This window comes from Streptomyces sp. NPDC088706, from assembly GCF_044752765.1.
Lineage (GTDB): Bacteria > Actinomycetota > Actinomycetes > Streptomycetales > Streptomycetaceae > Streptomyces.
The window spans coordinates 727,815-754,586 of the sequence record NZ_JBIVLW010000002.1 but is presented as its reverse complement, the minus strand read 5'-3'; the positions used below and the strand labels follow the sequence as shown (position 1 = coordinate 754,586).

Annotated in this window: 22 protein-coding genes; 9 read left to right on the top strand and 13 right to left on the bottom strand. The window is 73.1% G+C overall.

Features of this window, described 5'->3' with window-relative positions; genetic code table 11:
- Positions 1-99 precede the first annotated feature (99 nt).
- Positions 100-846, top strand: coding sequence for a hypothetical protein (locus ACIQAK_RS08990; RefSeq protein ID WP_366387593.1), 747 nt, complete (start codon positions 100-102; stop codon positions 844-846).
- A gap of 84 nt (positions 847-930) precedes the next feature.
- On the opposite strand, the gene ACIQAK_RS08985 is transcribed toward ACIQAK_RS08990, so the two are convergent.
- From ACIQAK_RS08985 to ACIQAK_RS08975, 3 genes are all read right to left on the bottom strand, one after another.
- Positions 931-1,104 carry a CsbD family protein gene (locus ACIQAK_RS08985; protein WP_366387592.1) on the bottom strand — a complete coding sequence of 58 codons (174 nt, stop codon included), beginning with the start codon at positions 1,102-1,104 and terminating at the stop codon, positions 931-933.
- A 94-nt stretch (positions 1,105-1,198) separates the two neighbouring features.
- Entirely contained in the window at positions 1,199-2,158 is a 960-nt protein-coding gene (locus tag ACIQAK_RS08980) for a YihY/virulence factor BrkB family protein (protein WP_366387591.1), read from the bottom strand.
- 265 nt (positions 2,159-2,423) lie between these two features.
- Positions 2,424-3,971: a UDP-N-acetylmuramoyl-L-alanyl-D-glutamate--2,6-diaminopimelate ligase gene (locus ACIQAK_RS08975; protein WP_366387590.1), complete on the bottom strand. Its 1,548-nt coding sequence runs from the start codon at positions 3,969-3,971 to the stop codon at positions 2,424-2,426.
- Positions 3,972-4,294: 323 nt separating this feature from the next.
- Here ACIQAK_RS08975 and ACIQAK_RS08970 point away from each other — a divergent pair, with 323 nt between their 5' ends.
- A complete protein-coding gene (locus ACIQAK_RS08970; protein ID WP_366387589.1) occupies positions 4,295-4,870 on the top strand; it encodes a hypothetical protein in 576 nt (191 codons plus the stop codon).
- An 84-nt stretch (positions 4,871-4,954) separates the two neighbouring features.
- Positions 4,955-5,233 (top strand): hypothetical protein, encoded by a 279-nt coding sequence (locus ACIQAK_RS08965; RefSeq protein ID WP_366387588.1) that lies wholly within the window; start codon positions 4,955-4,957, stop codon positions 5,231-5,233.
- Positions 5,234-5,292: 59 nt separating this feature from the next.
- Here the strand turns inward: ACIQAK_RS08965 and ACIQAK_RS08960 are convergent, their stop codons facing one another.
- Positions 5,293-5,706 carry an SRPBCC family protein gene (locus ACIQAK_RS08960; RefSeq protein WP_366387587.1) on the bottom strand — a complete coding sequence of 138 codons (414 nt, stop codon included), beginning with the start codon at positions 5,704-5,706 and terminating at the stop codon, positions 5,293-5,295.
- A gap of 83 nt (positions 5,707-5,789) precedes the next feature.
- The gene (locus ACIQAK_RS08955; RefSeq protein WP_366387586.1) at positions 5,790-6,623 is read right to left on the bottom strand and encodes an SDR family NAD(P)-dependent oxidoreductase; all 834 of its coding nucleotides are present in this window, start codon (positions 6,621-6,623) and stop codon (positions 5,790-5,792) included.
- A gap of 105 nt (positions 6,624-6,728) precedes the next feature.
- Here ACIQAK_RS08955 and ACIQAK_RS08950 point away from each other — a divergent pair, with 105 nt between their 5' ends.
- On the top strand, positions 6,729-7,265 hold the full coding sequence (locus tag ACIQAK_RS08950; protein ID WP_366387585.1) for a 2'-5' RNA ligase family protein: 537 nt from the start codon (positions 6,729-6,731) through the stop codon (positions 7,263-7,265).
- A 190-nt stretch (positions 7,266-7,455) separates the two neighbouring features.
- Here the strand turns inward: ACIQAK_RS08950 and ACIQAK_RS08945 are convergent, their stop codons facing one another.
- The 7 genes from ACIQAK_RS08945 to ACIQAK_RS08915 all read right to left on the bottom strand — a co-directional run bounded on the left by ACIQAK_RS08945 (position 7,456) and on the right by ACIQAK_RS08915 (position 19,320).
- Positions 7,456-9,360 (bottom strand): GAF domain-containing protein, encoded by a 1,905-nt coding sequence (locus tag ACIQAK_RS08945; protein WP_366387584.1) that lies wholly within the window; start codon positions 9,358-9,360, stop codon positions 7,456-7,458.
- A gap of 136 nt (positions 9,361-9,496) precedes the next feature.
- On the bottom strand, positions 9,497-10,891 hold the full coding sequence (locus ACIQAK_RS08940; protein ID WP_366387583.1) for an MFS transporter: 1,395 nt from the start codon (positions 10,889-10,891) through the stop codon (positions 9,497-9,499).
- A gap of 68 nt (positions 10,892-10,959) precedes the next feature.
- A complete protein-coding gene (locus ACIQAK_RS08935) occupies positions 10,960-11,757 on the bottom strand; it encodes a 3-hydroxybutyrate dehydrogenase (RefSeq protein ID WP_366387582.1) in 798 nt (265 codons plus the stop codon).
- A gap of 516 nt (positions 11,758-12,273) precedes the next feature.
- A complete protein-coding gene (locus ACIQAK_RS08930) occupies positions 12,274-14,409 on the bottom strand; it encodes an ATP-binding protein (protein ID WP_401847840.1) in 2,136 nt (711 codons plus the stop codon).
- Positions 14,406-15,113 (bottom strand): DUF4255 domain-containing protein, encoded by a 708-nt coding sequence (locus ACIQAK_RS08925; protein ID WP_366387581.1) that lies wholly within the window; start codon positions 15,111-15,113, stop codon positions 14,406-14,408. Before ACIQAK_RS08925 ends, ACIQAK_RS08930 begins: the two co-directional genes overlap by 4 nt.
- Complete coding sequence (locus ACIQAK_RS08920; RefSeq protein WP_366387580.1) at positions 15,110-18,328, bottom strand: hypothetical protein; 3,219 nt, start codon at positions 18,326-18,328, stop codon at positions 15,110-15,112. The genes ACIQAK_RS08925 and ACIQAK_RS08920 overlap by 4 nt, the downstream gene beginning before the upstream one ends.
- Positions 18,329-18,474: 146 nt before the next feature.
- Complete coding sequence (locus ACIQAK_RS08915) at positions 18,475-19,320, bottom strand: response regulator transcription factor (protein ID WP_366387579.1); 846 nt, start codon at positions 19,318-19,320, stop codon at positions 18,475-18,477.
- A 200-nt stretch (positions 19,321-19,520) separates the two neighbouring features.
- Here ACIQAK_RS08915 and ACIQAK_RS08910 point away from each other — a divergent pair, with 200 nt between their 5' ends.
- The 5 genes from ACIQAK_RS08910 to ACIQAK_RS08890 all read left to right on the top strand — a co-directional run bounded on the left by ACIQAK_RS08910 (position 19,521) and on the right by ACIQAK_RS08890 (position 24,316).
- Complete coding sequence (locus ACIQAK_RS08910) at positions 19,521-20,912, top strand: hydrolytic protein (RefSeq protein WP_366387578.1); 1,392 nt, start codon at positions 19,521-19,523, stop codon at positions 20,910-20,912.
- A 699-nt stretch (positions 20,913-21,611) separates the two neighbouring features.
- Positions 21,612-23,153: a phage tail sheath family protein gene (locus tag ACIQAK_RS08905; protein WP_366387577.1), complete on the top strand. Its 1,542-nt coding sequence runs from the start codon at positions 21,612-21,614 to the stop codon at positions 23,151-23,153.
- 64 nt (positions 23,154-23,217) lie between these two features.
- Complete coding sequence (locus ACIQAK_RS08900; RefSeq protein WP_366387576.1) at positions 23,218-23,658, top strand: phage tail protein; 441 nt, start codon at positions 23,218-23,220, stop codon at positions 23,656-23,658.
- The gene (locus ACIQAK_RS08895) at positions 23,655-24,161 is read left to right on the top strand and encodes a hypothetical protein (RefSeq protein ID WP_366387575.1); all 507 of its coding nucleotides are present in this window, start codon (positions 23,655-23,657) and stop codon (positions 24,159-24,161) included. The genes ACIQAK_RS08900 and ACIQAK_RS08895 overlap by 4 nt, the downstream gene beginning before the upstream one ends.
- Positions 24,158-24,316, top strand: a complete 159-nt coding sequence (locus tag ACIQAK_RS08890) for a DUF6760 family protein (RefSeq protein WP_018492281.1) — start codon at positions 24,158-24,160, stop codon at positions 24,314-24,316. The genes ACIQAK_RS08895 and ACIQAK_RS08890 overlap by 4 nt, the downstream gene beginning before the upstream one ends.
- Positions 24,317-25,885: 1,569 nt before the next feature.
- Here the strand turns inward: ACIQAK_RS08890 and ACIQAK_RS08885 are convergent.
- The gene (locus ACIQAK_RS08885) at positions 25,886-26,254 is read right to left on the bottom strand and encodes a hypothetical protein (RefSeq protein WP_366387574.1); all 369 of its coding nucleotides are present in this window, start codon (positions 26,252-26,254) and stop codon (positions 25,886-25,888) included.
- Positions 26,255-26,772: the final 518 nt, after the last annotated feature.

The window sequence follows — 26,772 nt, the reverse complement described above, 5'->3', positions numbered from 1 at the left end:
CGACGTGCGGCAGGACGGCATGGCTGTCCGGTGGCATGGGTATAGCGCGATGGTCGGCACGTCCCGGGGTATCGCGGGGCCGAGGCTCAGGGGGAAGACATGGCACGACGGACACGCTCGGGACCGTTACCGGCAACGGCGGTAGGACTGCTGATAAGCGCGCTGTTCCTGGTCTCGTGCAGCGGGGCGGAGGGCGACGGCGCAGGCTCCGGGGGCCAGGCCACCGGCGCCTCGCGGAGTGCGGACGCCTCGCCGGGTGCCGACGCGGACCGGACGGCCGAACCCGTGCCCACCGAACCCGAACCGATCGGGAAGAACGCATTCGCCGCGGGGAAGTGCGTCACGGCTGACAGCGCCGCCACCACCTCCGAGGGCTACCGGGAAACTCCGTGCACCGACGCGGACGCTGTCGCCGAGGTACTGGTCCGCGGCGAGTCATCGGCGTACGAGTCGGCCCGCTGCCCGGCCGAGGCGGCCCACGCCGACCTGGCGATCGTCCTGACCCTGCCGGTCGACGACTCCGGCCAGAAGCAGTATGCGCCGGTGTGCCTGCGCAACCTCACCGCACCCCACCCCGGCGCACCGGGGGCCGGTGGCGGTCCGAACATCATCAAGGGCGACTGCCTGCAAGAACGCAGGGGCGCCAACCCCACCGGCGGCGGCATCGGTACCTACGGCTACGAGGTGGCCTGCGGCGACGACACGATGAGCGGGCGGCCGTTCCACGAGGTCATCGCCGTTCTCCCTTACTACGGCGGCGTCGTCGACACGAAATCCTGCCCGAAGAGAACCGAGGTCCAGTTCTCCGACGGCGGCCCCAGCATCCAGTGCGCGGTCCGCCTCTGAGTCCGGCGCCTGTCCTCGGGGCGCAAAGGCACGGCCCCGCCGGAGCTGAGCTCCGCGGGGCCGAGTGGCGAATGCAGAACGCCGTCAGTCGGTGAGGGTGTCCTTGATCTTCTCCTTGGCCTGACGGGCGTCGCCCTTGGCCTGGTCGGCACGGCCTTCGGCGGTGAGCCGCTCGTTGCCGACGGTGCGCCCGGCGGCTTCCTTGACCTTGCCCTTGGCCTGCTCGGTCTTGGCCTGAGTCTTCTCGTCGGCACTCATGTCACTCACACCTTGCTGCTCTCGGCATCGTGGTCTCCCACCGCCTGACCGCATACGCCGAACCTTAAACCTGGTGCCGCCCGTCGAAACGCGTTCAGAGCTTGCGGGTGTCGCGCGGCTCGGCGTAGGGCTCCTCGCCCGCGGGATGGCCCTCTTCGATGGCCCGTCCGCGTTCGAGTTCGGCGTTGAGCTCCAGGCCGAGCAGGATGGCGATGTTGGTGAGCCACAGCCAGATCAGCGCGATGATGGGGGTGGCGAAGGTGCCGTAGGTCTTGTTGTAGCTGCTGAAGTTGGCCACGTAGAGGGCGAACAGCGCCGAGGCGACGAGCCAGACGATCACGGCCAGGGCGGCTCCGGGCATCACGCGCCGGACCTGGCGCTTGACGTTGGGGGCGGCCCAGTACAGCAGGGTGACCATGAGGACGACCAGGAGCAGCATGACGGGCCACTTGGCGATGTTCCACACGGTCACCGCCGTGTCGCCCAGGCCCAGGATCGACCCCATCCTCCGGGCCAGGGTGCCGGTGAAGACGACGCCGACCGCGGTGAGCGCCAGGAGGATCACCACGGCGGCGGTGATGCCGAAGCGCACCGGCAGCGTCTTCCACACCGGTCGGCCCTCACCGATGTCGTAGACGATGTTGGAGGCGCGCATGAAGGCGGCGACGTAACCGGAGGCCGACCACAGCGCCAGGACGACACCGATGATCAACGCGATCAGGGCCTGGCCCTGGCCGCCCTTCAGCTGCTCCAGCATCGTGGTCAGGATGTCGCGCACGGACCCGGGCGCGATGCTGGAGAGGTTCTTGATCAGTGAGTCGATGGCGGAAGGACTCAGCAGTCCCAGGATCGACACCAGGGCCAGCATGGCCGGGAAGATCGCCAGGACTCCGTAGTAGGTCAGGGCGGCGGCCCAGTCCGTGAGGTTGTCCTCCTTGAACTCCCGCATCGTGCGCTTCATCGCGCCCTTGGACGAGCTGCTGTCCGCCGCATCCTTCTTCCGGGACGCGCGGCCGGCATCGTCGCCGGGCCCACCAGCGGAGGGTGTCGACACAGGGACTCCTTCGTCGGGCACCGACGTATTCGGCGCGCTCAGTGGCACTCTGCTGCCGAGCGGGGGGCCCTGCGACCGGACGGCACCCACCTGGACCAGTCGACCCGGTACCGGGTGAACGCGTCACCGGTGCGGCGCGGCCGCGCGGTCCGTCCTGGCCGGGGGCGGGGGCGGTTCCCCCGGCAGCGTGTCCGTACCGGGGGAACCTGGACCGAGTCGGCCCCCGGGGGGAGCGTCACCACCCCAGCCCTGCCCACCGGGTCCCCTACGGGGAGCCGCTCGAACGGGGGACCGTGGCATACCGGAGGAGAGCCTGACGCAGGGCGACCCGGTCGTCGAAGGGGCGGGAGCCGCTGGTGGAGGTCTGCCGCTGGTCCGCGCCGCGCCCGGTGACCACGACCACGTCACCGGGGCGGGCGGCGGCCACCGCCAGGCGGAACGCGCGGTGCCGGTCGGGTTCGACGCGTACCGCGGTCCGGCCGCTGCGGCGGGCGGCGGTGGCGACGGCGGTGCGCAGTTCGACGGGGCTCTCGCTGTACGGGCTCTCGTCGGTGACGATCACGAGGTCGGCGCCGCGGGCGGCCGTGTCTCCGAGCGCGGCCCGCTTGTGCGGGTCGCGCTCGCCCGTCGCGCCCAGGACCACGATCACGCGGCCGTCGGTGAGGGAGCGGAGGTAGGGCAGCAGCCGGCGGTGGCCGCCGGTGTTGTGGGCGAAGTCCACGAAGGCCAGGAAAGGCTGTCCGGCGTCGATACGTTCCAGTCGCCCGGGCACCGATACGAGGTTCTCGAGACCGCGCAGAGCCGTGGCCACATCGACACCGCCGGCTGCCAGGGCGGCGACGGCGGCCACCGCGTTGTCGGCCTGATGGGCGCCGAGCAGCCGCAGCCGTACCCCTCGGTCGACACCTGGCCCCAGGAGGCGGAAGCGGGTGCCCTCGGCGTCGGCGGAGGTGATGCGGGCGCTCCAGTCGGCCGGTTCCGGGCCCGTGGTGAAGGTGGTGAGGGGACAGCGCGTCTCGTCGGCCAGGCGACGCCCGTGGGGGTCACCGATGTTGACCACGGCGTGTTCGCACCGGTCCGGCGTGAACAGGGACGCCTTGGCGGCGTAGTACCGCTCCAGGTCTCCGTGCAGGTCCAGGTGGTCGGGACTGAGGTTGGTGAAGACGGCGACACGGAAGCGGGTGCCGTCCACCCGCGCGAGCTCCAGGGCGTGGCTGGAGACCTCCAGCACCATGTCGGTGCCGCCCGAACGGCGGGTGCGGGCGAGCAGCCGCTGGACGGCCGGCGCCTCGGCCGTGGTGCGTTCGGCGGGCCGGCCGGCGCGGCCCGGCAGGCGCGTCTCCAGACTGCCGGCCAGCCCGACGCGGCGGCCGGCGGCCTCCAGCCCGGCGGCCAGCAGGTGCGTGGTGCTCGTCTTGCCGTTGGTCCCCGTCACCCCGTACACGGACAGGGCGTGGGAGGGGTCGCCGTACAGCCGGGCACTGAGGACGCCGAGCACCTGGCGTGGGTGGTCGACGACCAGGGAGGGCAGGCCGGGGTCGGGGCGGTCGCTGAGGAGGGCGACGGCCCCGGCATCGGCGGCCCGGCCGGCGTAGTCGCCACCGTGCCGGAGCCGTCCGGGCAGACCGGCGAACAGGTCGCCGGGTCTGACGTCGGCGCTGTCCAGCGTGACACCGTGCACCCGGACCCGTCCGTCGCCGGGCCGGGCGACCAGCCGGGCATCGGGAGCCAGGTCCCGCAGGATGTCCAGGAGATCGTCCAGGCACAGGGGTACCGCGACGGGACGGTCCTCCCGCGGGAGAGCACTGGCCATCGTCCACCTCCACGATCCCCGGCGCGGCACCGGTGGCGCGCTCGGCTGGACGCACGGTGCTCCACGGCCCCGACGTCGGGGCGGGCCTGCGGCCGAACAGGCATCGAAGAGGTATCCGATCGGCCGAGGAGTCAAACTCCCCCGCTCGGGCCGCCACGCCGGTCCGGGCCCGGTCCGAGCGGGGGAAGCGGTGGCGTGCGGGCGTCGGTGGAGTGCCCCCGTCCGCGCCCCTTCGACGTGCGCGGGTGCCCGGACCGGGTGACGGTGGAGGCAGAGCCGGTGGCACCCCGGCGTCAGCCGTATCGATCCTGAGGAGTCTCCTGATGTCGGAACGCAACACGGCCCTGCGCAGCATGCACGATCTGGGCCTGGCGACATGGTTCGGCGGGTCCCTGATGGGCGCCGTCGGTCTGAACAGCGCCGCTCGCGCCGAGGGCGGTACGTGGCGGAACACCGCGCGGATCGCGAGCTTCGGGTGGGCGAGGTGGACGCCGGTCAGCGCCGCGGCGATCGCCGCGCACCTGGTGGGCGGCGGCGGGTTGCTGGCCGCCAACGCCGACCGGGTCGCCACGCAGAAGGGCGTCGCCTCGTCCACCCTCGCCAAGACGGTGCTCACCGGAGCCGCACTGGCGGCCACGGCCTACAGCCGCGTCCTGGGCAAGAAGATCGAGCTCGCTTCGTCGGACCGCGTCGAGGACCTGGAGAAGGCGGCGAAGCACCCCATCGACACCGAGAAGGCCCAGCGCGACCTGGCCCTGGTGCAGTGGGTCCTCCCGGCGCTCACCGGGGGTCTGATCGTCCTCAACGCCCTGCACGGCGAACAGCAGCGGCCGGCGGAGCAGGCGCAGGGGATGCTTCAGCGCGCCGGGGCGATGGCGCCGTGGTCCGGGACGCACTGATCACGTCACCCCTCCGGTCACCTGTCCCCTCCGGCCTTCCGCCCCGCACCCGGGGGCGGAGGGCCGGGCCGAAAGTGAGATGTCATGAACAAGTCCCAGCTGGTGCAGGCCGCGGTGCGCAAGGCGGCGGAGGGCGGCCAGGAGCTCGGCCCGGAAGACACGGAGCGCGTGATCGACGCTCTGTTCGGCACGGTCGAGCGAGCGGGAGCGATCGCCGAGGCGCTCCGGGACGGTGCGACGGTGACGGTCGGCAGTTTCGGCCGCTTCCGAGGTGACAGCGGCTCAGCCGTCTTCGAGGAGGGCGCTGCCTTGAGCGAGTACCTGCACGGCACTGTCCGCGAACGGGGCCGGGCACCCTCCTGATCCGTCCGCCGACGCACTGCGGAGAAGGGCTCGGCCGTGAGCCCTTCACAGGCGGGCGTTCAGCTTTCCGCGCTCTCCACGGCTGTCCTGATGCCGGTCAGTGCCTCGCGCAGGCCGTCGTCCACCGAGGGTCCGTCGGTGTCCTCGGTGTGCAGCTCGACCGTGAGCAGGGAGTGGGACGCGTCGTCGCCGGAGGTGACGTGGAGCCGGCCGTGGTAGTCGTGGGGGCCCGGGGCGCCCCACTCCAGGCTTCTGCCCTCCTCGTCCACGCGCATCCAGGCTTCGCTGGTGACGTCCTGCTCCGGGGCGTCGGGTGGATCGATGTGGGCGGTGACGGTCACGTGGTCACCGCCGTGGGGGTGTGCGGATGTCAGCCGCGGCATGTAGGCCGGCAGGTTCTCCACGTCCGAGAGGTAGGAGAAGAGTCGTTCGGCCGGAACCGCGACGGTGGTCGAGCTGCTGTAGTCACCCATGGGCATCGCTGTTCCCGGCGCTCTCGCCGGACAAACGTGTCACGCGGCCGGGTCGTCCGCGTGGGCCAACGCCTCCTTTCGCCTCAGTTGTTCTCCTCTTCTTCCCGGTCACCCCGGTCACCCCGGTCACCCGATCCCGGCTCGGCCATCTTCCGGTGCATCTGCGCATTGACCTTGTCGGGAACCAGCTTGGCGGCCAGTCCCTGCGCCTTGGTCTTCGCCGACCCGGCGACAATTTTGCCCCTGCCGGCGAAAAGGGCGTCCAGGCCCTGCCTGGCCACCTGGTCCGGATCGTCCTTGGGCTGCTGACCCACTTTGGTGTCGTCCATGTCGGCGCGATGGAAGATATCCGTCTCGGTGGGGCCGGGCATGAGGGCCGTGACCGAGATTCCGGTGTCCTTGAGCTCGTTCTGCAGCGCCTGGGTGAAGGACTGAAGGAAGGACTTGGACGCGTTGTAGACCGCTTGGAACGCGCCGGGCATCATCGCCGAGATGGAGGAGCTCACGAGCACGTAGCCGGCGTCCTGTGCGGCCATGTCACGCAGTACGCGTTTGGCGAGATGCACCGTCGAGCGGACGTTGAGTTCGACGATCTCCAGTTCGTCGGCCAGGTCGTTGTCGAGAAACGCCCCGCCCCGGCCGACGCCCGCATTCAGCACCGCCACGGCAACCGGCCGCCGTGTCGCGGTCACCGCCGCGTAGAACCGTTCGACTTCCTCGAAGACACGCAGATCGGCTTGCACCACTTCCACTCGGGCACCCGCCTCGCGGAACTGTCGCGCTGCGAGGTGCAGGCGGTCATGGTCCTCGGCGTTCACCACGAGATCGAATCCGCGCTCGGCGAGTTGCCGCGCCAGGGAGAAGCCGATGCCGCTCGACGCGCCGGTCACTACGGCCAGAGGCCTGATGGATGACATGGGGGCTAGGTACCCGTCCCGAGAAATTCGTATCAAGCCCTGCTCCGCATTCCGGCGCGTGGCACTCGGGTCGTCCGGCGCCCCGCGCGCTCGTACGCTGTCCAGGTGCACACGGTTGAGCTGCTGCCCGACGGGGCGACGGAGCGGGCCGTCGGGGAGGTGTGGTGCCGTCTGCTGGAGGCCGGACTGCCGAGCCAGGCCGCACACCGGCATCCGACCAACCGTCCGCATCTGACCCTCGCCACGGTCGACGGTCTCGAAGCGGACGTGCGGCGGCGCCTGGAGCAGGTCCTGACCGTCCTGCCCCTCCCGTTGCGTCTCGGTGGGACGCTGCGGTTCGGCGGGCGGACCCAGGTCCTGGCCTGGGCCGTCCTGCCCGACGAGGAGTTGCTGCGTCTGCACGAGCGGGTGTGGCGGGCGCTGCGCGACGCCCCGTCCTGCGGACGGCTGAACCCCGTGCACGCCCCTGAGCGCTGGACTCCGCACATCTCGCTCGGCCGGGGACGGCACGCCGTCTGGCCCCTCCCCGACACCGCCCTCCTCCCCGGGACGCCGGGCGGGACCGGAGGTGGCCTGACCGGCCGGTGGGTGAGCGCCCGGACCTACGACTCCGTGCCGCGCACCACCGACCGTCTGGGGTAGCTGAGTGAGTCCGTCGGCCGTTCCTGTCCGTCCCCGCGGACGGCCGGGGGACGGCCGGGGGACGGCCGGGGGACGGCCGGGGGACGGCCGGGGGACGGCCGGGGGACGGCCGGGGGACGGCCGGGGGACGGCCGGGGGACGGTCGGGGACGGCGGTGCCCGCCGTGCTCCACGTGCCGGGCAGCGGCCCGTCACAGACCCCGCGTCAGGCGGTGCAGGCGTAGCGCCAGCTGGATCTCCAGCGTGCGCGGCGGCTCGTTCCAGTCCGGGCCGAGGAGGCGGCCGACGCGCTCCAGCCGTTGCACCACGGTGTTCACGTGGACGTGGAGCTGGGTCTTGGTGCGGGTGAGGCTCGCCCCCTGCGCGAAGTAGGCGTCCAGGGTGGTGACGAGGTCGGTGCCGCGCCGGTTGTCGTAGTCCAGCACGGGGCCCAGGGTCCTGGTGAGGTAGCCGCCGAGGTCGGCCTGGTCGCCCAGGAGTACGCCGATGAACCCCAGGTCCGCGAGGGCCCCGCCGCGCCCCGTTTGGCCCAGCGCGCGCAGCGCGGAGAGGCAGCGGTCCGCCTCGCCGTGGGTGCCGGGCAGTTCGGCCGGGCCGGTGGCGGGGCCCGCCGCGCCCACGGTGACCGGGCAGCCGGCCGCCTGGCCCAGTTCGGCAGCGAGCGCCTGGGCGTCGGGGCCCGGGGTGTCGGAGGGGGCCACCAGGACGACGTGGTCGTGGTGGAGGCCCGCCAGGCCGTTGCGGGTCTGGGCGCTGCGGGCGGCGGCGGCCAGCAGGCGGTGGCGGGGGGCCGCCTCGCTGTGGGCCACGAACACACTGTGCGGACGGCCCAGGTCGACCCCGAGCCGGCGGGCCCGGGCCGTGAGGGTGCCCGGGTCGCCGGTGTGCGTGAGCAGGTCGCCGAGCAGCTCGCCGCGTACCCGGTCCTCCGTCTCGGCGACCGAGCGGCGCAGCAGCATCAGGAGCGCGGTGACCACGCCGGCGCGTTCGAACAGCAGCCGGTCGGCGTCGGCGAGGTCCGCCCGGCCGGTCAGCGCGATGGAGCCGAGGAGTTCGGGTCCGGCGAGGACCGCGCAGACCCAGGTGCCGTTCAGGGGGACGGCCCGGCCCCGGGCCCGGGAGGAGGCGATCGCCGGGGTGGGCGGGGGCCGCGCTTCGGTGCGGGCGCGGGCGAGTTCGGCGCCGTCCGCGTCGTGGATGAGGATGCCGCCGTCCAGGATGTCGGCGAGGGCGGCGGCCACGTCGTCGGCGCCGCCGCCGCGCAGGACGAGGTCGGTGAGCTGGTCGTGGGCCTCCTCGGCGCGGCGCATCGCCGCGCTGTGGGTGCGGATGGTCTCGGACGCGGCGTTGAGGTCGACGAGTGCGGCCCGGGTCTCCTCCAGCAGCCGGGCCCCGTCGATGGCGATCGCCGCGTGGTCGGCCAGCGAGGAGAGCAGCGCCACCTCCCCCGCGGTGAACTCGCGGGGGGCGCGGTCGGCGGCGTACAGGACGCCGATGATGTGGCTGCCCAGCCGCAGCGGTACGCCGAGGATCGCGCGCAGGCCCTCGTCCAGGACGGCGCTGTCGATGGTGGCGGTGTGGTGGAAGCGGGGGTCGGCCGCGTAGTCGCCGGTCGCGTACGGGCGGGCGGTCTGGGCGACGAGGCCGCCGAGCCCTTCGCCCAGGCCGAGGCGCACCTTCTGGAACGCCTCGGCGACCGATCCGTCGGTGACCCGCATGTAGGTGTCGCCCGCCGCGTCGTCGTTGAGCGAGAGGTAGGTGACGTCGGTGCCGAGCAGGAGTTTGGCCCGGTGGACGATGGCCCGCAGGACGGCGTCCAGGTCGCGCAGGGCCGCGAGGTCGCTGGCGGTGTCGAAGAGGGCGGTGAGCTGCGCCTCGCGGACCCGGTGCTGGCAGAGGGTGCGCCGGATGCGCAGGGCCACGGTGGTGGCCTCGGCGATCCCCTCCAGTTCGGCGGCGGAGGCGCCCGCCTGCCGGGCGGTGGCGGCGGGCCGGTCGAACTCCTCGGCCGCCGCGCCCTGGGCCAGCAGGTCGAGCAGCCGGCGCAGGGCGGCGGCGGAGTGCTGGGGGCCGGGGGCTGTCACGCCGGTGAGCATACGGTGACCGCCTCCCTGGGGGCCGCGGGCTGTCACGCCGGTGAGCATACGGTGATCGTCTCCCTGGGGGTCCATGGCCGGCCGGCCCCTGCCGCGCGCCACCTGGAGCGGTGCGGCGCGCGGCAGGTCCGGGGGGTCAGCCGCCGAGGCGGACCGAGTCCTTGCGGGTGTCGGTCGGTGCGGCCGGGACCGGATCGCCCAGGCCGTCCTTGGCCAGGTCGCGGCCCCGGGTCTCCTTCGCCACCCAGACCGTCACCGCGGTGACCAGGGCGGCGAAGCAGAGGTAGAGGGAGATCGGGACGGAGGAGCGGTGGTCCTTGAGCAGTTCGACCGCGATGAGCGGGGCGAGCGCGCCGCCGATGATCGAGGCGAGCTGGGAGCCCATCGAGGCGCCGGAATAGCGGACCTTGGTGTCGAACATCTCGGAGATGAAGGCCGCCTGCGGCCCGTACATCGCGCCGTGCAGCAGCAGGCCGACGGTGACCGACAGGACGATCAGCGGGAACGACCTGGTGTCCAGGAGGGCGAAGAAGCCGAAGGCCCACAGGGCCATGCCGAGGGCGCCGATCAGGGTGACGGGCCGGCGGCCGAGCCGGTCCGAGAGGGCGCCCCACAGCGGGATGGTGACGAAGTGGACCGCCGAGCCGATCAGTACGGCGTTCAGCGCGTCGCTCTTGGACATCTCCAGGTGCACGGTCACGTAGACGAGGAGGAACGCGGTGAGGATGTAGTACGAGATGTTCTCGCCGAAGCGGGTGCCGATGGCGAGGAGCACCTCGCGCCAGCTCTTGCGGAACACCTCGACGACCGGGGCCTGTTCCTTGCCGCCCGCGGCGGCCTGTTCCCGCGACTTCCGCTGCGCCTCCAGGAAGACCGGGGACTCCTCGACGGAGATCCGGATCCACAGGCCGATCATCACGAGGACGCCGGAGAGCAGGAACGGGATGCGCCAGCCCCAGGCGAGGAAGGTCTCGTCGCTCTGGACAGCGGCGAGCAGCGCCAGCACACCGGTCGCCAGCAGGTTGCCGCCGGGCGCTCCGGCCTGCGGCCAGGAGGCCCAGAAGCCGCGCCGCCGGTCACCGCCGTGTTCGGAGACGAGCAGCACCGCGCCGCCCCACTCGCCGCCGAGCGCGAAGCCCTGGACCAGGCGCAGGACCGTCAGCAGGATCGGGGCCCAGACACCGATGCTCGCGTGGGTGGGCAGCAGGCCCATGGCGAAGGTGGCGCCGCCCATCATGAGCAGGCTGATCACGAGGAGCTGCTTGCGGCCGATCTTGTCGCCGTAGTGGCCGAAGACGACGCCGCCGAGCGGACGGGCGGCGAAGCCGACCGCGTACGTGAGGAAGGCCAGCAGGGTGCCGACGAGCGGGTCGCTGCTGGGGAAGAAGAGGGTGTTGAAGACGAGGGCGGCGGCCGAGCCGTAGAGGAAGAAGTCGTACCACTCGATGGTGGTGCCGACGAGGCCGGCCGCGACGATCCGGCCGATCTTGCCCCCGGCCGGCTGCGGGGAGGTGGAGTTGGGGGAACCCATGGTGAGTCACCGCGTTTCATCGGCGAGCGGTCAGGGACGGGGGTGCGGGTGGTGCGGGGGTGGGACGTTCAGCGGGCGCCCCAGCCCCCGTCGACGGGGAGGGAGGCGCCGGTGATGTACGAGGTGTGGGGGGAGCAGAGCCAGACGCAGACGGCGGCGACCTCGTCGGGCTCGATCAGCCGCTTGATCGCGGACCGGTCCAGCAGGACGTCGGCGACGACCTCGTCCCGGGGGATGCCGTGCGCGGCGGCCTGGGCCGCGATCTGTCCCTCGACCAGAGGGGTCCGTACGTAACCGGGGTTGACGCAGTTGCTCGTCACCCCGTGCGGGGCGCCCTCCAGGGCGGCCACCTTGCTCAGCCCCTCCAGGCCGTGCTTGGCGGCCACGTAGGCGGACTTGAAGGCGCTTGCCCGCAGACCGTGCATGCTGGAGACGTTGACCAGCCGGCCCCATCCCCCGGCGTACATGTGCGGGAGGCAGTGCCGCATCAGGAGGAACGGGGCGGTCAGCATCACCTTCTGGATCAGCTCGAACCGGTCGGGCGGGAAGTCCTCGATGGGCGCCACGTGCTGCAACCCGGCGTTGTTGACCAGGATGTCCACGGCCCTGGGCAGTGCCCCGATCGCCTCGGCGTCGGCGAGGTCCACGACATGGGCCACCCCGCCGGTCGCGGCGGCGGCGGCCTTGGCGGCGTCCGCGTCGCGGTCGGCCACGTGCACGAGGGCCCCGGCGGCGGCGAGCGCCTCGGCGGTGGCCCGTCCGATGCCGCTGCCGCCGCCGGTGACCAGGGCGGTGCGCCCGCCGAGGTCCACGGCTCCGGCGGCCCGCGCCGAGGGGCCGGACGCTGCGTGAAATTGGCTCGTCATGGCCGAAGACGCTAGAGACACCCGTCCGGACATCCCATGGCACGGACCGCCACAGTGGGGGCGGCCGGTGTGGCGGCCGCCGCCACTGTCCAACCCTTCAGCGGGCGGTACGTGGGCAGCTTCGCCGGGCCGGCCCCGTCGGGCAGCTTCAGCGTGCGGCTCGACGGGGGCCTTTGGCCGTCGTCCAGCCGGCGTTCCAGGGCGGCGGACGCCGAGCGGTGGCACGGCACCAGGGGGCGCGGACGACCACGTGGCGGGCCGCCCGGGTGAGCTGGGTGACCCGGTGGTTGCCCTCGGCCGGCGCGTCGCCGGGGGTGGCGCCGACCCGGTGGAACGCGGCCGATGTGGCGCCCTCGACGGCCGGCCGGACCCGCTGCTACGTGTGCGGGAGTTCGACGGCCGTTGGCACGGCCGGCCGGACCAGGAACCCGGGACGGCGTACGGCGATGGCGTCCGTCCCCACATCGGGGCCGGTCCGGGTGGTGGCAGGCCCTGGGCCGCACCGGCGCACGGGGCCTACCACCCGCGGCGCTCCCGCTCCTTGGCCAGCCACGGGCCGAACTCGCTCTCCAGCACCAGCCGCCCCAGCTTCCGGTACTCCTGGAGCACCGCGGTGACGATCTGGTCCATGGCCAGCGGGGCCCGCGACTCCGCCGCGAGGTAGGCGGCGGTCACCGCGCAGGCCCGGATCGAGCCGCCCGCCAGCTCGAAGCGGGCCGCGCAGAACTCCAGGTCGAGCCCGGGGTCGCGCGGGATCGAGGTGCCCAGGCAGCGGTCCCACAGGGCGAGCCGCTGCTCGGCGTCGGGCATCGGGAACTCCGCGACCACGTCCAGGCGGCGGGTGAACGCCTCGTCCAGGTTGGCCCGGAGGTTGGTGGTGAGCACGGCGATCCCGTCGAAGGACTCCATGCGCTGGAGGAGGTAGGCCGACTCCATGTTGGCGTGCTTGTCGTGGGCGTCCTTGACCTCCGACCGCTTCCCGAAGATCGCGTCGGCCTCGTCGAAGAGCAGGATGCCGTTGACGTCGGAGGCCTCGACGAAGATCCGCTCCAGGTTCTTCTCGGTCTCGCCGATGTACTTGTCCACCACGGTGGAGAGGTCGACGACGTAGAGCTCCATGCCCAGGTCGCGGGCGACGACCTCGGCCGACATGGTCTTGCCGGTGCCGGACTCGCCCGCGAACAGGGCGATGACCCCGCGGCCCCGGCCGCCGCCCGGCCGCATCCCCCACTCCCCGAGCACCTGCTCGCGGTGGCGGGCGCGGAGGGCGAGTTCGGTGAGCTGGGTGCGGCTGGCCGGGGGCAGGACCAGGTCGTCCCAGCCGACGGCGGGTTCGATGCGGCGGGCGAGCCGTTCCAGCCCGGCGCCGTTCTGGGCGCGGACCGCCGTGCGCAGGTCGTCCGGGTGGACCGGGCGCTGCTCCAGGAGGGCGAGGCGGGAGGCGACGGTGGCGGCCTTGCGCAGCTGGTCGGAGTCGAGCCGGTAGGAGGTGGTCGCCTCGGTCAGCCGGTCGTCGGCGCTGGCCCGCTCGTCCGGCAGCCCCAGCGACCTGGCGGCCTCGGCGAGCGCCTGCCGCCACCGGCGTGCCGCGTCCGCCGGACCCGGGGGCGGGACGGTCACCGGGACCGGGCTGTCCCGGGTCCACAGCGGGTCCCAGTTCTTCTTCCCGTACGCGATCAAGGGCGTGCCGCTCAGTGCCGTGCACAGGGTGGCCAGCAGGCGGGCGCCCTCCGGGCGTTCGGGGGCGAGCGCTTCGAGCGGTCCGAGGACGACGCCACCGTGGGCGATGCGGGCCTCGGCCGCCAGGGTCCGTACCAGCTCCGGCGCCTGGTCACCGGAGGCCGCGAGGGCCACGAGGTCGACCACCAGCGGACGGCGGCCGACGGCCACGAGCGCCTCGACGGCCAGCCCCGAGGGGTCACCGCCCCGGTCGAGCAGGTGCACCAGGCCGCTGCCGGTGGAGAGCGCGGCCGCGATCCGGTGCGCCTGTGGCCGGTCGTCGGGTGCGCCGCCGGGGGCGGGCACCCGGACGAGTCCGCGCAGCCTTCCGTCCGGCTCGTCGTCGCCGAGGAGATACGCGGTGACCCGGTCGGGGGCCCTCAAGCTCCGCGAGAGCAGCGGGCGTTCGGGCTCACCGATCTCCAGCAACCCGCCCGCGACGAGCGGGGCGGAGGGTGCGAAGCGGAACCGGCCGGAGCTCGCGGCGGGCAGCCCGCAGAGTTCCAGCGCCAGGCCGATGGCCGGGCGGCGGCGGGTCAGGTCGTCGTTGAGGTAGCCGTAGAGGCGCTCGAACCGGGGGTCGATGTCCGGCGCCACCGCGACGAGCAGCAGCTCCACGTCCAGCGGGACGAGGCCGAAGCGCACCGCCAGCCGGTCGAGCCGGGAGTCCGGTGGGGCGGACTCCGTACCGTACGACGCGTCCGGTACGGGGGCGAACGCGTCCCGCGACTCCAGGACGCGTCCGACCGCCTCCGGGGTGAGGTACTGCCCCCGGTACGGGTCGTCCGGGTCCGGGTCGGTGGCGCGGCGGGCCGCCACCGCGTGCCGGACCCGCTCCTCGACCCGGACCAGCCGCTCCCACAGGATCTCGACGTCCGTCGTCGCCGGGGCGTCGGCGGCGCCCTGGACCGGCGCGCTCCGCGTCAGCGTCACCGTGCCGCGCTCCCCCGCTTGCGCCGGCCCGGCGGCAGCTGTCGTTCCCGTTCGGCGGCGAAGCCCCGTGCGTCCAGGTCGCCCGCCCCTTCGTACCGCAGGCGGCGGCCCGGGTCCTCGGTGCCGGCGGTCGCCACGGCGGGCACGGTCTTCACCACGAGGCCCTCGGTGACCGGCGGCCCCGTGGGGGCGCGTTCGCCGGCGAGCGGGGCGAGGACGCGCAGGTCGACCCCGGCCTTCAGCTCGCCGCCGAGCGCGGACCACACGTCGGAGGCGGACGGGCCCTCGGTGCGCGGGCCCGCCGCCTCCAGCTCCACGGTGAGCCCGAGGTCGGCGAGGGAGCCGGTGAGCATCCGCGCGGGCAGCACGTCGTGACGCATCAGGCAGCGCAACACCTCGGAGAGCAGGCGGTGTTCGTCCTGCGGGCGGTTGGTCCAGGCGGTGAGCAGATAGGTCAGCTCGAACCAGCGCGGCGGGGTGCGCCGGCCGGTGACCATCCCGTTCTCGTCGTGCTCCTCGGCCGTGCCGGTCCGCCGCCGGGCCGCGTCCTCGCGGATGCCGTGCAGGAAGACGCTGATGGTGGGGGCGTTGCGCCGGGCCGACCAGTCCTTCGTCGGCGCGTCGAAGACCAGGTCGACCCCGCTCTCCTGGAGTCCGGCGTCGACGAGCAACAGCCGCAGCCCTTCGTCGACTTCGTGGATCATCGGCGGATCACCTCGTCCGGCGGGGTGATGGTGCCGAGCACCACGAGGAAGGGGGTCTTCACCGGGCTGAAGCCGGGGCCCCTGGCGGTGATCGTGCGCGGGCCGGTCCGGTCCTTCGCCAGGATGAGCAGCTGGGCGATGAACGTGCCGTCCGGGTTCGGCAGGGTCGCCGCGGCGGAGGCCGTGATCCCCGGCTTCCAGGTGAGCTTCACCGGAGCCCCGGGCGGGAAGTCCTTGCCGCGCACGGAGGTGACGAAGCCGGGTTTGCCGACGGCGGGCACCGCGATGATGCGGGGCTGGAGGATGCGCAGCCGGATGCGGGAGACGTTGTCGCTCCGGTCCGCGTCCGTGCCGGTGGTGGTGAGCGTGGCGGTGACGGTCGTGCGCAGCGCGCGGTCCGGGGTGAGGACGACGCGTACGACGGTGGAGGCGCCGGGCGCCAGGTCGGGCAGCGTGCAACGGTCTCCCGTGCAGCCTGCCGGGAGCGGGCCGGACGGGATGTTCCCGGGGAGCCCGAGCCGGAGCCGCAGGCCGGTGGCGGACGCGTTGCGGCCGTTGCGCACGGTGTACGTCACCACGACCTTGCCGCCGACGTAGCCGGGGCTGGGCTGGGCCCGCACCACGACTCCGGGACCGGCCAGGGGGGCGGGCGGCAGCGGGGCCGGGGGGCGCGGGGCGGGCGGGCGCGGGGACGGCGGCGGGGGCGGTGCGGGTGCGGTGGGGGTGGGCGGCGGGGTCGGGGTGGGGGTGGGCGGCGGGGTCGGCGGGGGCACGTCCTGGACCGGGACGAGGGTGCCGGTGGCGTTGTCCGTCGGGTTCCGGTCGAGCACGGCGCCGGTGACGGACCAGCCGATCGGCTGGTCGCCCCGCACCACACCGGTCAGCCGGGCAGTGATCTCCACGCGCGCGCCGGGCGGCACGACGCCGAGGTCGCACTGGGGCGAGGTGGCCGCGCAGGTACCGGCGTCGGTGGTCAGCTCCTCCAGCCGTACGCCGGGCGGGACATCGGCCGTGAAGGTGGTGCCGGGCGAGGGCGAGGGACCGTGGTTGACCACCGTGACCTCGACCTCGACCGAGGAACCGACCTCCACGGCGGGCCCGGTGGGCGGGGCGGTCACGGCGAGGTCGACCGACTGCTGGTAGCTCGGCTCCTTCTGCCGTCCGGTGTGCTCGTTGTCCAGCGGCTTCAGCTCACCGGAGGCGAGGTCGAGCACGGAGAGCTGCTCCATCGAGTTCGGCGCGAGCGCGCGGCGGGAGGTCAGCACGATCCGGCTGCCGTCCGGGGACCAGGCCGCGTCGCGGGGCTGGAAGGGGCCGGTCGCCGTGGTGTCGGGGATCTCCTGTGCGCAGCCGTCGGGGTTGTCCCGCTGGGAGGCGGGCAGCACGACCCGGCAGCCGCCGCCGCGCAGGGGCTTGATCAAGATGCCGGCCCGCTCGTTGATCCGGCCGCCGCCGTCCTTGCGGTTGAAGGCCACCCTCGTACCGTCCGGGGAGAACGCCGGGCTGTCGTCGATGACTTCGCAGCCGCCGGGGCAGATGGTGGCGCTGAGATCCCGCTGCTGGTCGAGCCGGCTGACCGGGACGGTCCAGATGTGCTTGTTGCCGCCGTTGCCGTTGATGGTGTGGTTGCGGGTGAAGGCGAGGTTGACGCCGTCGGAGGACCAGGTCGGCTGGGCGTCGCCCTGTTGCCGGCCCTCGGGCGGGCGGATCTCGTCGAGGATCGCGCCGGTGGCCACGTCGGCGATGAGGATGCGGCCGGGGCCCGCCGCCTCGCCGACGCCGCCGGGCGAGGTCCGGGTGAACGCCAGCTTGGTGCCGTCGGGCGAGAAGGTGGGGTCGGTGTCCCAGTCACGGTCGCCGCGGCCGGCGAGCGGCAGGGCGGCGCCGTCGGTGCCGTCGGCGTCGACCATCCAGATGCGCTCGATCCGCGCGTCGTCGGGGCCCTCGAAGCGGGTGACGACGATGCGCCGGCCGTCGGGGGTGTAGTTCTGCCGCTCGGTCCACGGGTCGTACCCGGGCGCCGGGTTGAACAGCGGGTCGAGCGCCGGGTCGGTGTTGGTGCGGGCCGCGGGGTCCTCGTCGAGGATGGTGAACCCGAGGTCGCGCGGGTCGGAGCCGTCCTGCCGTACGTCCTGGAGCGTCACGACGTTGGCCGCGTCGGCGGTGATACGGGAGACGACGACGTCCCCCGTATCGCTGTCGCCGCCGGTCCAGGTCGGGGACTCGACGTCCCGGTCCTCGGAGACCAGCTGGTCAGGCGTCTGCTCGGCGAAGGCGGGACCCCGGTAGACGTGGTCGAAGTCGTCGCAGCCGCAGACGTGGAAGGGGCTGAGGAAGAGGACCTCGTCGCCGTTGGGCAGCCAGGAGACCGAGTGGCTGCCCCATGCGGCGTGGCCCCCGCCCAGCAGCGGCCGGTCGGTGCCGGTGCCCTCGGTGACCCGCAGCCGGTAGCCCTTCTCCGGGTCGGGGTCGGTGATGTGGGTGTACGCGACGCGGCCGCGGTGGGTGTCGTCGTCCACCGGGTTCCAGGACGGGTCCTTCGCGTCGCCGGGCGGGCCGTCGCTGATCCGGGTCTGCTCGCCGCCGGCGAAGGCCCGCTCGTATATCTGCCAGCCCCGGGCGGTGTCCCCGTCGCAGGCGTACGCGATCCGGGTACCGTCCGGGGAGAAGGTCGGGGACTCCTCGTTGTCGGCGGTGTCGGTGAGCCGCCGCAGGTTCGAGCCGTCGACGCCGACGGCCCAGAGGTCGCGCTGGACGGTGGAGCCGGGGCCCGGCTCGGCGGAGTCGAAGACGACCGTGCGCAGGTCCGGGGAGAGTTCGGGGTCGGCCGCGTCCCGGTCGGCGGTGAGCCTGCGGACGGTGCCGTCCGCGTCGCGCACGTACACCTGGGGGCGCGCGCTGTCGCGGAGGCTGGTGAAGACGAGGACGCCGCCCCGGGCGGAGGGGTCCTGGTCGTAGTGGGTGGGGCCGGTCTTCCCGAAGAGGGGGTCGGTGGTCCTCTCCCCGCCGGCCCGTCCCAGGCTGCGGTGCTCCGTACCGGCGAAGGCGATACGTCCGGCCTGGGCCGGGTCGGCGTCGGCCTCGGCGGCCACCGCCGCGCCCGAACCCTGCGGAGCGGTGGCCGAGCCGACCACCAGCAGCGGCGCCAGCAGCACCACCGCACCCGCCAGTCGGCTCCACCGGGAATGCTTCGCCGGGCCAGCAGTGCCGGTCACGGCCCACCTCACAGTCTGTTGATGACGCTCCACCGTCGAGCATCGCGCTCGCGCGGGTGGGAAGAACAGGCCCCGAGTACCCGGAGCGGGGGAAGCAGCCGCTGCCCTTTGCGGCTGCCCCTCCCCGCCCCGGGGGCCGGGGGTGCTCAGATCAGTCCGTGCCGCATCGCGTACCCGACCGCGTGGGCGCGGTTGCGCAGGTCGAGCCGGGTCGCGACCTCGTGCAGCACGTTCTTGACGGTACGTTCGGAGTACGAGGTCTTCTGCGCGATCTCCGCGGTGTCGAAGCCCTCCGACACCAGCCGGATCATCTCCGCCTCGCGTGCCGTGAGGGTGGAGAGGGTGAGCCCCCTGGGGTCCAGAACCGTCCGCTGGAGGCTGCTGACATGGTCCAGGAGCTTGCCGAGCAGGTCGCCCGGGAGGACGCCCTCGCCGTTCGCCATGGCCTTGACCAGGTGGATCAGCCGGTCCTGGTCTGCCTCGCCGCGTCGCAGCACGGCGGCGACCCCGCACTCGATCATGGTCTGGAGCGCGCCCGACTCGAAGAGGCCGACGACCAGTCCGGTGCGGGTGGAGGTGTTGCGCTGGAGGCGGTGCAGAAGCTGGACGGTGGCCTCGTCCACCATGTCCACCACCACCAGGGAGACCTGGGCCCGGTCGGCTTCGGCCTCCGGTATGAGCTCTATCTCGGGCCGCATCCGCAGCTGGTGGATCATGCCGGTCTGGAGGATCAGGTCCTCCGCGTACACCGCCACGGTGACCCGGTCCCCGGCCCCCGCCCCGGGGACGCTCCGCGCGGTCCGCCGGGCCGCGTCGGGCCTGCGGTACTGCCCGCGCTCCGTCGTCCTGCTGTGCGGGTCGGCCGTCGCCCTGCTGTGCGGGTCGGCCGTCGCCCTGCTGTCCGGGTCAGCCGTCGCCCTGCTGTCCGGGTCGGCCGTCGCCCTGCCTTGCGGGTCGGCCGTCGCCCTGCTCTTCGTGTCTGCCGTCGTCATCGTTCCGCGCCGTCTTTCTCAGGTACTTCCGCCCGATGTGTCCTCTCCGCTCTCGCCCGCGCCGGTCTTCGGCAGGGGGCGCGGGCGCGGGGAGGGGTCGCGGGGCCACCGGGCCGGTGTGCGTTCGGGGCACCGGCCCTGCCCGCCCGTTGCCCTCGTGACCCTGCTGCGCGGCCGGCGGTGCGGCCTACCGTCGCAGGGTGACCACATCTGCCGAACTCGAAACGCCCACGGTGACGGTGTCGCCCGGCGGTACCGCGACGACGACCCTGACCGTGCGCAACGACAGCGACATCGTCGAGGCCTACACGCTCGAAGTCGTCGGCGACTGCGCCACGTGGAGCACCGTCGAGCCGGCCCGCGTGTCGCTCTATCCGGGCACCTCCGAGACGGTGACCCTCACCTTCGCCCCGCCCCGCTCCCACGAGGTCGAGGCGGGCGAGACCCCGCTGGCCGTCCGGGTCCTGCCGGCGGAGCACCCGGAGTCGGTGGTGGTCCCCGAGGGCACGGTCACCGTGGAGCCCTTCCACGAGCTGCGCACCGAGCTGGAACCGCGCCGCCGTCGGGGCTGGATGGGCGCCCGCTTCCGTACCGCCGTGCAGAACAAGGGGAACACCCCGGTCGACGTGGCTTTCACCGGCAAGCAGGCCGGGGAGGAGCTGCGCCTGGGCTTCACACCGGCTCGGAAGCGGCTGGAACCCGGGGAGTCGGCCGAGATCCGGCTGCGGGTGCGCGCGGCCGAACTGATCTGGTTCGGCGAGCCGGTCACCTGGCCGTTCGAGGTGGAGGCGGCCGAGGCCGAGGAGCCCGCCGAGGCCCGGGAGCCCGCCCTGGCGGGGGCCGGAAGCAGGGAGCCCGTCCGGCCGGAGCCCGCCCAGCTGGAGGCCGTCCGGCCGGAGCCGGTGCCCGGCGAATTCCTCCAGATGCCCGTCCTGCCCAAGTGGCTGCTGATCGTGCTGGCCGCACTGCTGGCGCTGCTGCTGGCGTGGTTCGCGCTGGTCCGGCCGGCGGTGAAGAGCACCGCGAAGCAGGCGGCGACCGAGGCAGCGCAGGAGGAGGCCGCCCGCGAGGAGCAGCAGCAGGGTTCGGCCACACCGGGCGGCCCGGACGACCCGGCCGGAGGCCGGGGTCAGGGCACAGGTCCGGACGGGTCGGGTACGCCCGGCGGCAACGGCGGCTCCGGTACGGGACCGGGGACGGGCGCCGGTCCGGGCGGTACGGGCGCCGGGGGCACCCAGCAGAGTTCCGCGACGATCGACGTGGAGACCGACGCCGGGGCCGAGAAGGCGGGGACGTACCAGGTTCCGCCGGGCAAGGTCTTCGGCATCACGGACATCGTGGTGGCGAACTTCCAGGGCGACGAGGGGGTGCTGACGATCTCCTTCGGAGAGCGGAAGATCACGACCATCGCACTGGAGACCTTCCGCAACCAGGACTATCACTGGGTCACCCCCATTCAGATTCCGCAGAACGCCACGGTCACCGCTGCCGTCACCTGTGCCAAGCCCGGCACTCCGGCGACCGGGACACAGGCGTCCGGCTGCCATCAGGTGATTAACGTCAGCGGTGTACTCAGCGATCTCGCACGATAGAACACAGCGGAATCAACGGCGCCGCGTGCCGCGCTCCGCCTATCGGTAACGACAACAGCAGAAACCCGGCCCCGGAGGAAACCCAGCGTGCCGCGCGGTGGCGAATTCATCCTCCCGAATACACCAAAGGTCTACACCAGTTCGGTCATCCTGGACGCCGACGACTCGGCAAGAACATCCGGTTTCGGGGGTACGGGATAGGAACGGGCCTGCTCAGGAACCTTCCTGACGGCCCGACGAGAGAACGCGGGCGCCCGATCGGAACGATTGGGCGCCCGTTTCCGTCGGCTGAACCAGGCCGGATCACCGCACCTTCTGGGCGCATTCTGGCCGAATCCCATCACTCCGCAACGATTACCCGACCCTCCGGTGATTCCGGTGACGAATCCGCCAGCACCGGCCGGTCGGAAACACTTCCGTGATCCGCTGTTCTTCTCGTCTTCATCCCGGGAGTCACCTTCATCCCACGGTCATCTTCGTCCCAGGGTCATCTTCGTCCCGAGGGCTCGGGAATGCGCCCCGCCCGCCTCGGGAAAAGACAAGTGGCACACCCGGGCGCCGAGGGCAGCATTCACGCCGTACGGGTGCCCGGGAAGGGCAGCGTCGTTGCCCCGCGCCCAGGACTTTGAGGCCTACTCCCGGCCGACGCCGCCGGGCAAGACTGAGCGGTGAACGAGTGACCACCCCGAAGGAGCGAGCATGCCGTCGTACCTCACCCCCGGTGTATACGTGGAGGAGGTGCAGTCCGGAGCACGGCCCATCGAGGGAGTCGGCACCGCGGTCGCGGCCTTCGTGGGCTTCGCCGGGACGGGCCCCTTCCACCAGCCGACGCTGGTGACCAACTGGGACCAGTACGTCCAGACCTTCGGTACCTTCACCGCCGACACCTACCTCACGCATGCGGTGTACGGCTTCTTCGCCAATGGCGGCGGCGCGGCCTACATCGTGCGCATCGGCGGCCCCGCGCAGGGCGCGTCCGAGTCCGCGGCGCCCGGCGCCGTCGGCCAGGCCCCTGCCCCGGTCGCGCTCGGTGGTTTCCTGGTCTCCGCCAAGTCCGGCACGAGCGCCGACCTCTCCGTCGAGATCGCCGACCCCGAGGGCGAGAACCCCCCGGAGGACCGCTTCCGGCTGCTGGTCCGCCAGGCCGGCAAGGTCGTGGAGAGCTACGACGTCTCCACCCGTAAGAACGTCAAGGGCTACCTTGTCACCCAGGCCCGCGACTCCCAGCTCATCCAGGTCGCCGAGCAGCCCGGAGAGGCCCAGAGCCGCCCCGAGAAGCAGACCGTCGCCCTCGCCCCCGCCGCGCCCGCCCCCGGTTCCGGTGTGGCACGGCTGGACGCGTCCGAGTACGTCGGCGACACCGCCGCCCGCACGGGGTTCGCCGGACTCGAAGCGATCGACGAGATCACCATGGTCGCCGTCCCGGACCTGATGAGCGCCTTCGAGCGCGGCGAGATCGACGCCGAGGGCGTCAAGACCGTCCAGCTGGCCGTCATCTCGCACTGCGAGCAGATGGGCGACCGGGTCGCCGTCCTGGACACCCCGCCCGGCATGAACGCCCAGCGGGTGCGCACCTGGCGCAACGACGACGCCGGTTACGACTCGCGCTACGCCACCCTCTACTACCCCTGGGTCAAGGTCTTCGACCCGGCGAGCGGCCGCAACTCCCTGGTCCCGCCGAGCGGTCACGTGGCCGGCGTCTGGGCGCGCAGCGACGGCGAGCGCGGGGTGCACAAGGCGCCCGCCAACGAGGTCATCCGGGGTGCGGTCGACCTGGAGATCCGGCTCAGCAAGGGCGAGCAGGACCTGCTGAACCCGATCGGCGTCAACTGCGTACGGGCCTTCCCCGGCCGCGGCATCCGGATCTGGGGTGCCCGCACCCTCTCCTCCGACCCGGCCTGGCGCTACCTGAACGTGCGCCGCCTCTTCAACTACCTGGAAGAGTCGATCCTCCTGGGCACCCAGTGGGTGGTCTTCGAACCGAACGACGACCGCCTCTGGTCGAGCATCCGGCGCAATGTCACCGCCTTCCTCACCGAGGAGTGGCGACGCGGCGCGCTGTTCGGCCGCACGGCCGAGGAGGCGTTCTACGTCCGCTGCGACCGGAGCAACAACCCGCAGGAGTCGATCGACCTCGGCCAGGTCGTCTGCGAGATCGGCGTGGCCCCGGTGAAGCCCGCGGAGTTCGTGGTCTTCCGCCTGGCTCAGTTCTCCGACAGCACCAGCCTCATCGACGAGTGACCCTCACGGGTCCCTCCTCCTCCACCACCACCACCATCACGAGCGGAACAGGTGACACAGAGTCATGGCAGAGGGCGACGCTCTTTCCACCCACGTATTCGGCGTGCAGCTCGGCGGCTATCTCGTGGAGTCCATCCAGGAGATCAGCGGACTGACCGTCGAGGAAGAAGTCGTCGAGGTCCGCCAGGTGACCGCCGAGGGCAAGCAGATCATCCGCAAGCAGCCGGGCGCGCGCCAGGCGGGCGAGGTCACGATCACCCGCGGCCTCGACCAGAGCAGCGAGTTCACCACCTGGATCAAGGAGACGCTCAACAACGGAGCCGTCGACACCGCGCGCCAGAACCTCACGATCGAGATCAAGGACTCGACCGGTGCGACCGTCCGGCGCATCCAGCTGATGCAGGGCTGGGCCTCCAAGTGGGAGGGCCCCTCGCTCAAGGCCGGCGAGTCCAGCGCCGCGACCGAGACGGTGACCATCACCTTCGAGGAGATCGTGGTCGAATGAGGCGCCGGACCGTTTCGCCGGGCAGTGGCCTCGAAGAGGCCCTCGACAACCTCGCCGCCACGACCGCCGCGCGCCAGGAGGCGCCGGCGCCCGCGCCCGCCCACGCGCCCCAGCGCGACCGCGAACGCGAGACGCTGCAGACGGAGTTCGCGTTCGAGCTGCCGCGCGGGTACGTCGACGACGAGGGCCAGGTGCACCGGCACGGCACCATGCGGCTGGCCACGGCCCGGGACGAGCTGCGCCCACAGATCGATCTGCGGGTGAAGGAGAACCCGGCCTACCTGTCCGTGGTACTGCTCAGCCAGGTGATCACCCAGCTCGGCACGGTCACCGATGTGCACGCCGGGATCGTGGAGCGGATGTACGCCACCGACGTGGCGTTCCTCCAGGACTTCTACCGCCGGATCAACAGCGAGGGCCACACCCACGCGGCGGTGACCTGCCCGCTCTGCCACGGTTCGTTCGAGGTGGACCTCTCGGGTGGGCGCCTGGGGGAATCGTGACGTACGCGCTTCCCCGGTTGCGGGAGGAGATCGCGTACGTCGCCTACCACTTCCATTGGCAGCGTGAGGACATTCTCGACCTCACCCACGCTGAACGTCAGCAGTGGGTGCGGGAGATAGCGCGGATCAACACCCGCGTCAACGAAGGCGGGTGATCGTGTGGGGTTCGGGGACTGGCTACGCCGAACGGACCGGCGACGTCCGGGCACGGCCTCGTCGGACGGGGCCGGTGCGTGGGTTGGTACGGGAGTTGGTACGGGAGTTGGTACGAGCGCGGGTACGGGTGCCCGTTCGGGCGGCGGTCCCGGCGCTTCCGGTCCCGGCGCTTCCGGTCCCGGCTGGGACGGCGGCTGGCGGCAGGTCGCCCCGCCTTCGGTGACCGTCGCCCGGTCCTCGATCGGGGTGAGCGACGGGCTGCGGTTCCGGTCCGAGCTCGCCTCCTGGCAGAACCCCACCATCGGCGGCGAACTCGGCCACGCCGTGCTGCCGTCGGCCCCGGTGGGCCTCATCCACGGCGTCGCCCGTCCGGGCCTCGCGCGTTCCGCCTCCCCCGGGGGCCCGCTGCTGCTGCGGGCGGCCCGGCCGGAGGCGGAGGGCGAGGCGGCGGCCGGAGTGGATCCGCCGTCCGCGACGGCGGGCCGCGCGCGTGGCAGTGGGCCTGGGCGGACCGCTCCGGTCCAGCGGTCGGGCGGGACGACGCCGAAGACGGTACGGGGGGTCGGGGCGGGGTTCGCTCCTGCCTCCGGCGCCGCTACCGGCGCGGGCGCGGCGGCCGCGCCGACCGTACAGCGTGCCGTGCGCAGCGAAGGGGCTGCGGCTGCCTCCGTGCAAGCCACTGCCTCCGAGCCGAATCCTTCGGCATCGGGTTCGGCTTCGGGTTCGGGTTCGGCTTCGGGTTCGGCTTCGGGTTCGGGTTCGGCTGCGGGTTCGGGATCGGCTGCGGGTTCGGGTTCGGCTGCGGGTTCGGGATCGGCTGCGGGTTCGGCGTCGGGTTCGGCTGCGGGTTCGGTGCAGCGTGCCCGGCCCGCCGCTGTACGCCTTCGGCGGACCGCGCCGCCCCTGATCGTCGCCCGGCGTCCGGCGATGCGGCTGCGGCAGATCACCGGCCTGCCGCCGAGCTCTCCAGTCACACCCGCCGCTCCTGTCGTGCCTGTCACACCTTCCCCACCGGCTGCCTCCGGCACCGGCACCGTGCAGCGGAGCACCGCCACCCAGCAGCGGGGCGAGCAGGCGACCACCCCCGTGCGCCCTGCTCTGGGCAAACCCCTGCGGGAGCTGCCCTCCGGGGCCATCCCTTCCGGCTCGGCAGGGCAAGGACAGCCCGCACGCATTGCCCCGGCAGGGCAGGAGACGCCGGCCATGCCGGTGCTTCAGCGTCAGACGGGAGAGACGGCGGTAGCCGCGGAACCGGCGGCGGCAGCCGCACCGGCCGCGACACCTCAGCCGCAACGCCCCCGCACCACCCCCGGGCCCTCACGACCCGCCGGCCCGTCCGGCTCCGCCCCCCGTGCCCGTACGCGCGGCGGGATCGGTGCGCCCCTCACCGCACTCCCGCCCAGCGCCCGGCTCCAGCGCGACGCGCCTCTCCTCGGTGGCCGTCACCGTACGCAGCCGGGCTCCCCGGACACACCGGCTGCGCAGAGGGCGCCCGCGCCGCTCATGACGCCACCGGCCTCCTCCGGCGCACCGTCCGAGATGCCGGTCCGCTCGTCCTCCACGCCCGCTCACCTCTCCCCCGTACAGCGCGCGGTGGACGGGGAGCGCCCCCAGACGCGTACGCATACGCATACGAGTACGGGTGCGGGTACGGGTACGGGTACGCCCGCACCCAGCACCACCGCGTCCCCGGCCGCTCCTCCGGCACCGGTCCGCATCCGAAACATCGGCCCGAAGCACCCGAAGCGGGAGGGCGGACGGGCCGACACCACGCCGGCCACCGCCGGCGACCCACTGTCACCCACCGTCCAGCGGTCGCGCACCCTGCTCTCGGGCAGGGCCCTGAAGGTGAACACCGGTTCTGCCGAGGGGTTCTCGACGGCCCCGCCGACGACTGCGGCGGGCGACAGCACGGCCCGGCCGGTCGTGGCTGCCACCTGGCGCCGCGACGTACAGCAGCCGGGCCCGGGGAGCACCCAGAACACACAGGACACACGGACCGACGGCGCGCGGACCAGCGACGCTCAGGCCGGGGACGCGCGGACCGGGGAGCGCCGGACGTCTCGGGGTGCGACGCCCCGGCGCAACGCACCCCGCACCCGCCCCAGTGGCCCCACCCCCGCAACCGCCGCACCCATCTCCCCGCACCGGACCACGCAGCCCCCCGGCCCGGCGCTGAAGTCCGCAGGCCCGGCACCCGGCTCACCTGCCTCGCCCGGCTCGCCCGTCCAGCGCGCCGTGCACGCGACCCCCGCGCCCCGGCGCACCATCGGCGACCGCAGCCGTCCCCGTGTCACCGCCACCGCCACCCCCACGCAGAGCGGGTCCGCCGTCGGCGGCGTGATCCAGCGGCTCGTGCAGCGTCGTCCGGTACGGGATTCGGCAGCCACCGCCCCGTCGTCACCCGGCCCCGAAGTCCGAACGGCAAGCCAGACAGGCCAGGCAGGCCAGGCAG

Coding starts and splice junctions, on each gene's coding strand:
- ACIQAK_RS08990 (WP_366387593.1), top strand. CDS start 100: ATGGCACGACGGACACGCTCGGGACCGTTACCGGCAACGGCGGTAGGA.
- ACIQAK_RS08985 (WP_366387592.1), bottom strand. CDS start 1,104: ATGAGTGCCGACGAGAAGACTCAGGCCAAGACCGAGCAGGCCAAGGGC.
- ACIQAK_RS08975 (WP_366387590.1), bottom strand. CDS start 3,971: ATGGCCAGTGCTCTCCCGCGGGAGGACCGTCCCGTCGCGGTACCCCTG.
- ACIQAK_RS08970 (WP_366387589.1), top strand. CDS start 4,295: ATGTCGGAACGCAACACGGCCCTGCGCAGCATGCACGATCTGGGCCTG.
- ACIQAK_RS08965 (WP_366387588.1), top strand. CDS start 4,955: ATGAACAAGTCCCAGCTGGTGCAGGCCGCGGTGCGCAAGGCGGCGGAG.
- ACIQAK_RS08960 (WP_366387587.1), bottom strand. CDS start 5,706: ATGGGTGACTACAGCAGCTCGACCACCGTCGCGGTTCCGGCCGAACGA.
- ACIQAK_RS08955 (WP_366387586.1), bottom strand. CDS start 6,623: ATGTCATCCATCAGGCCTCTGGCCGTAGTGACCGGCGCGTCGAGCGGC.
- ACIQAK_RS08945 (WP_366387584.1), bottom strand. CDS start 9,360: ATGCTCACCGGCGTGACAGCCCCCGGCCCCCAGCACTCCGCCGCCGCC.
- ACIQAK_RS08940 (WP_366387583.1), bottom strand. CDS start 10,891: ATGGGTTCCCCCAACTCCACCTCCCCGCAGCCGGCCGGGGGCAAGATC.
- ACIQAK_RS08935 (WP_366387582.1), bottom strand. CDS start 11,757: ATGACGAGCCAATTTCACGCAGCGTCCGGCCCCTCGGCGCGGGCCGCC.
- ACIQAK_RS08925 (WP_366387581.1), bottom strand. CDS start 15,113: ATGATCCACGAAGTCGACGAAGGGCTGCGGCTGTTGCTCGTCGACGCC.
- ACIQAK_RS08915 (WP_366387579.1), bottom strand. CDS start 19,320: ATGACGACGGCAGACACGAAGAGCAGGGCGACGGCCGACCCGCAAGGC.
- ACIQAK_RS08905 (WP_366387577.1), top strand. CDS start 21,612: ATGCCGTCGTACCTCACCCCCGGTGTATACGTGGAGGAGGTGCAGTCC.
- ACIQAK_RS08900 (WP_366387576.1), top strand. CDS start 23,218: ATGGCAGAGGGCGACGCTCTTTCCACCCACGTATTCGGCGTGCAGCTC.
- ACIQAK_RS08895 (WP_366387575.1), top strand. CDS start 23,655: ATGAGGCGCCGGACCGTTTCGCCGGGCAGTGGCCTCGAAGAGGCCCTC.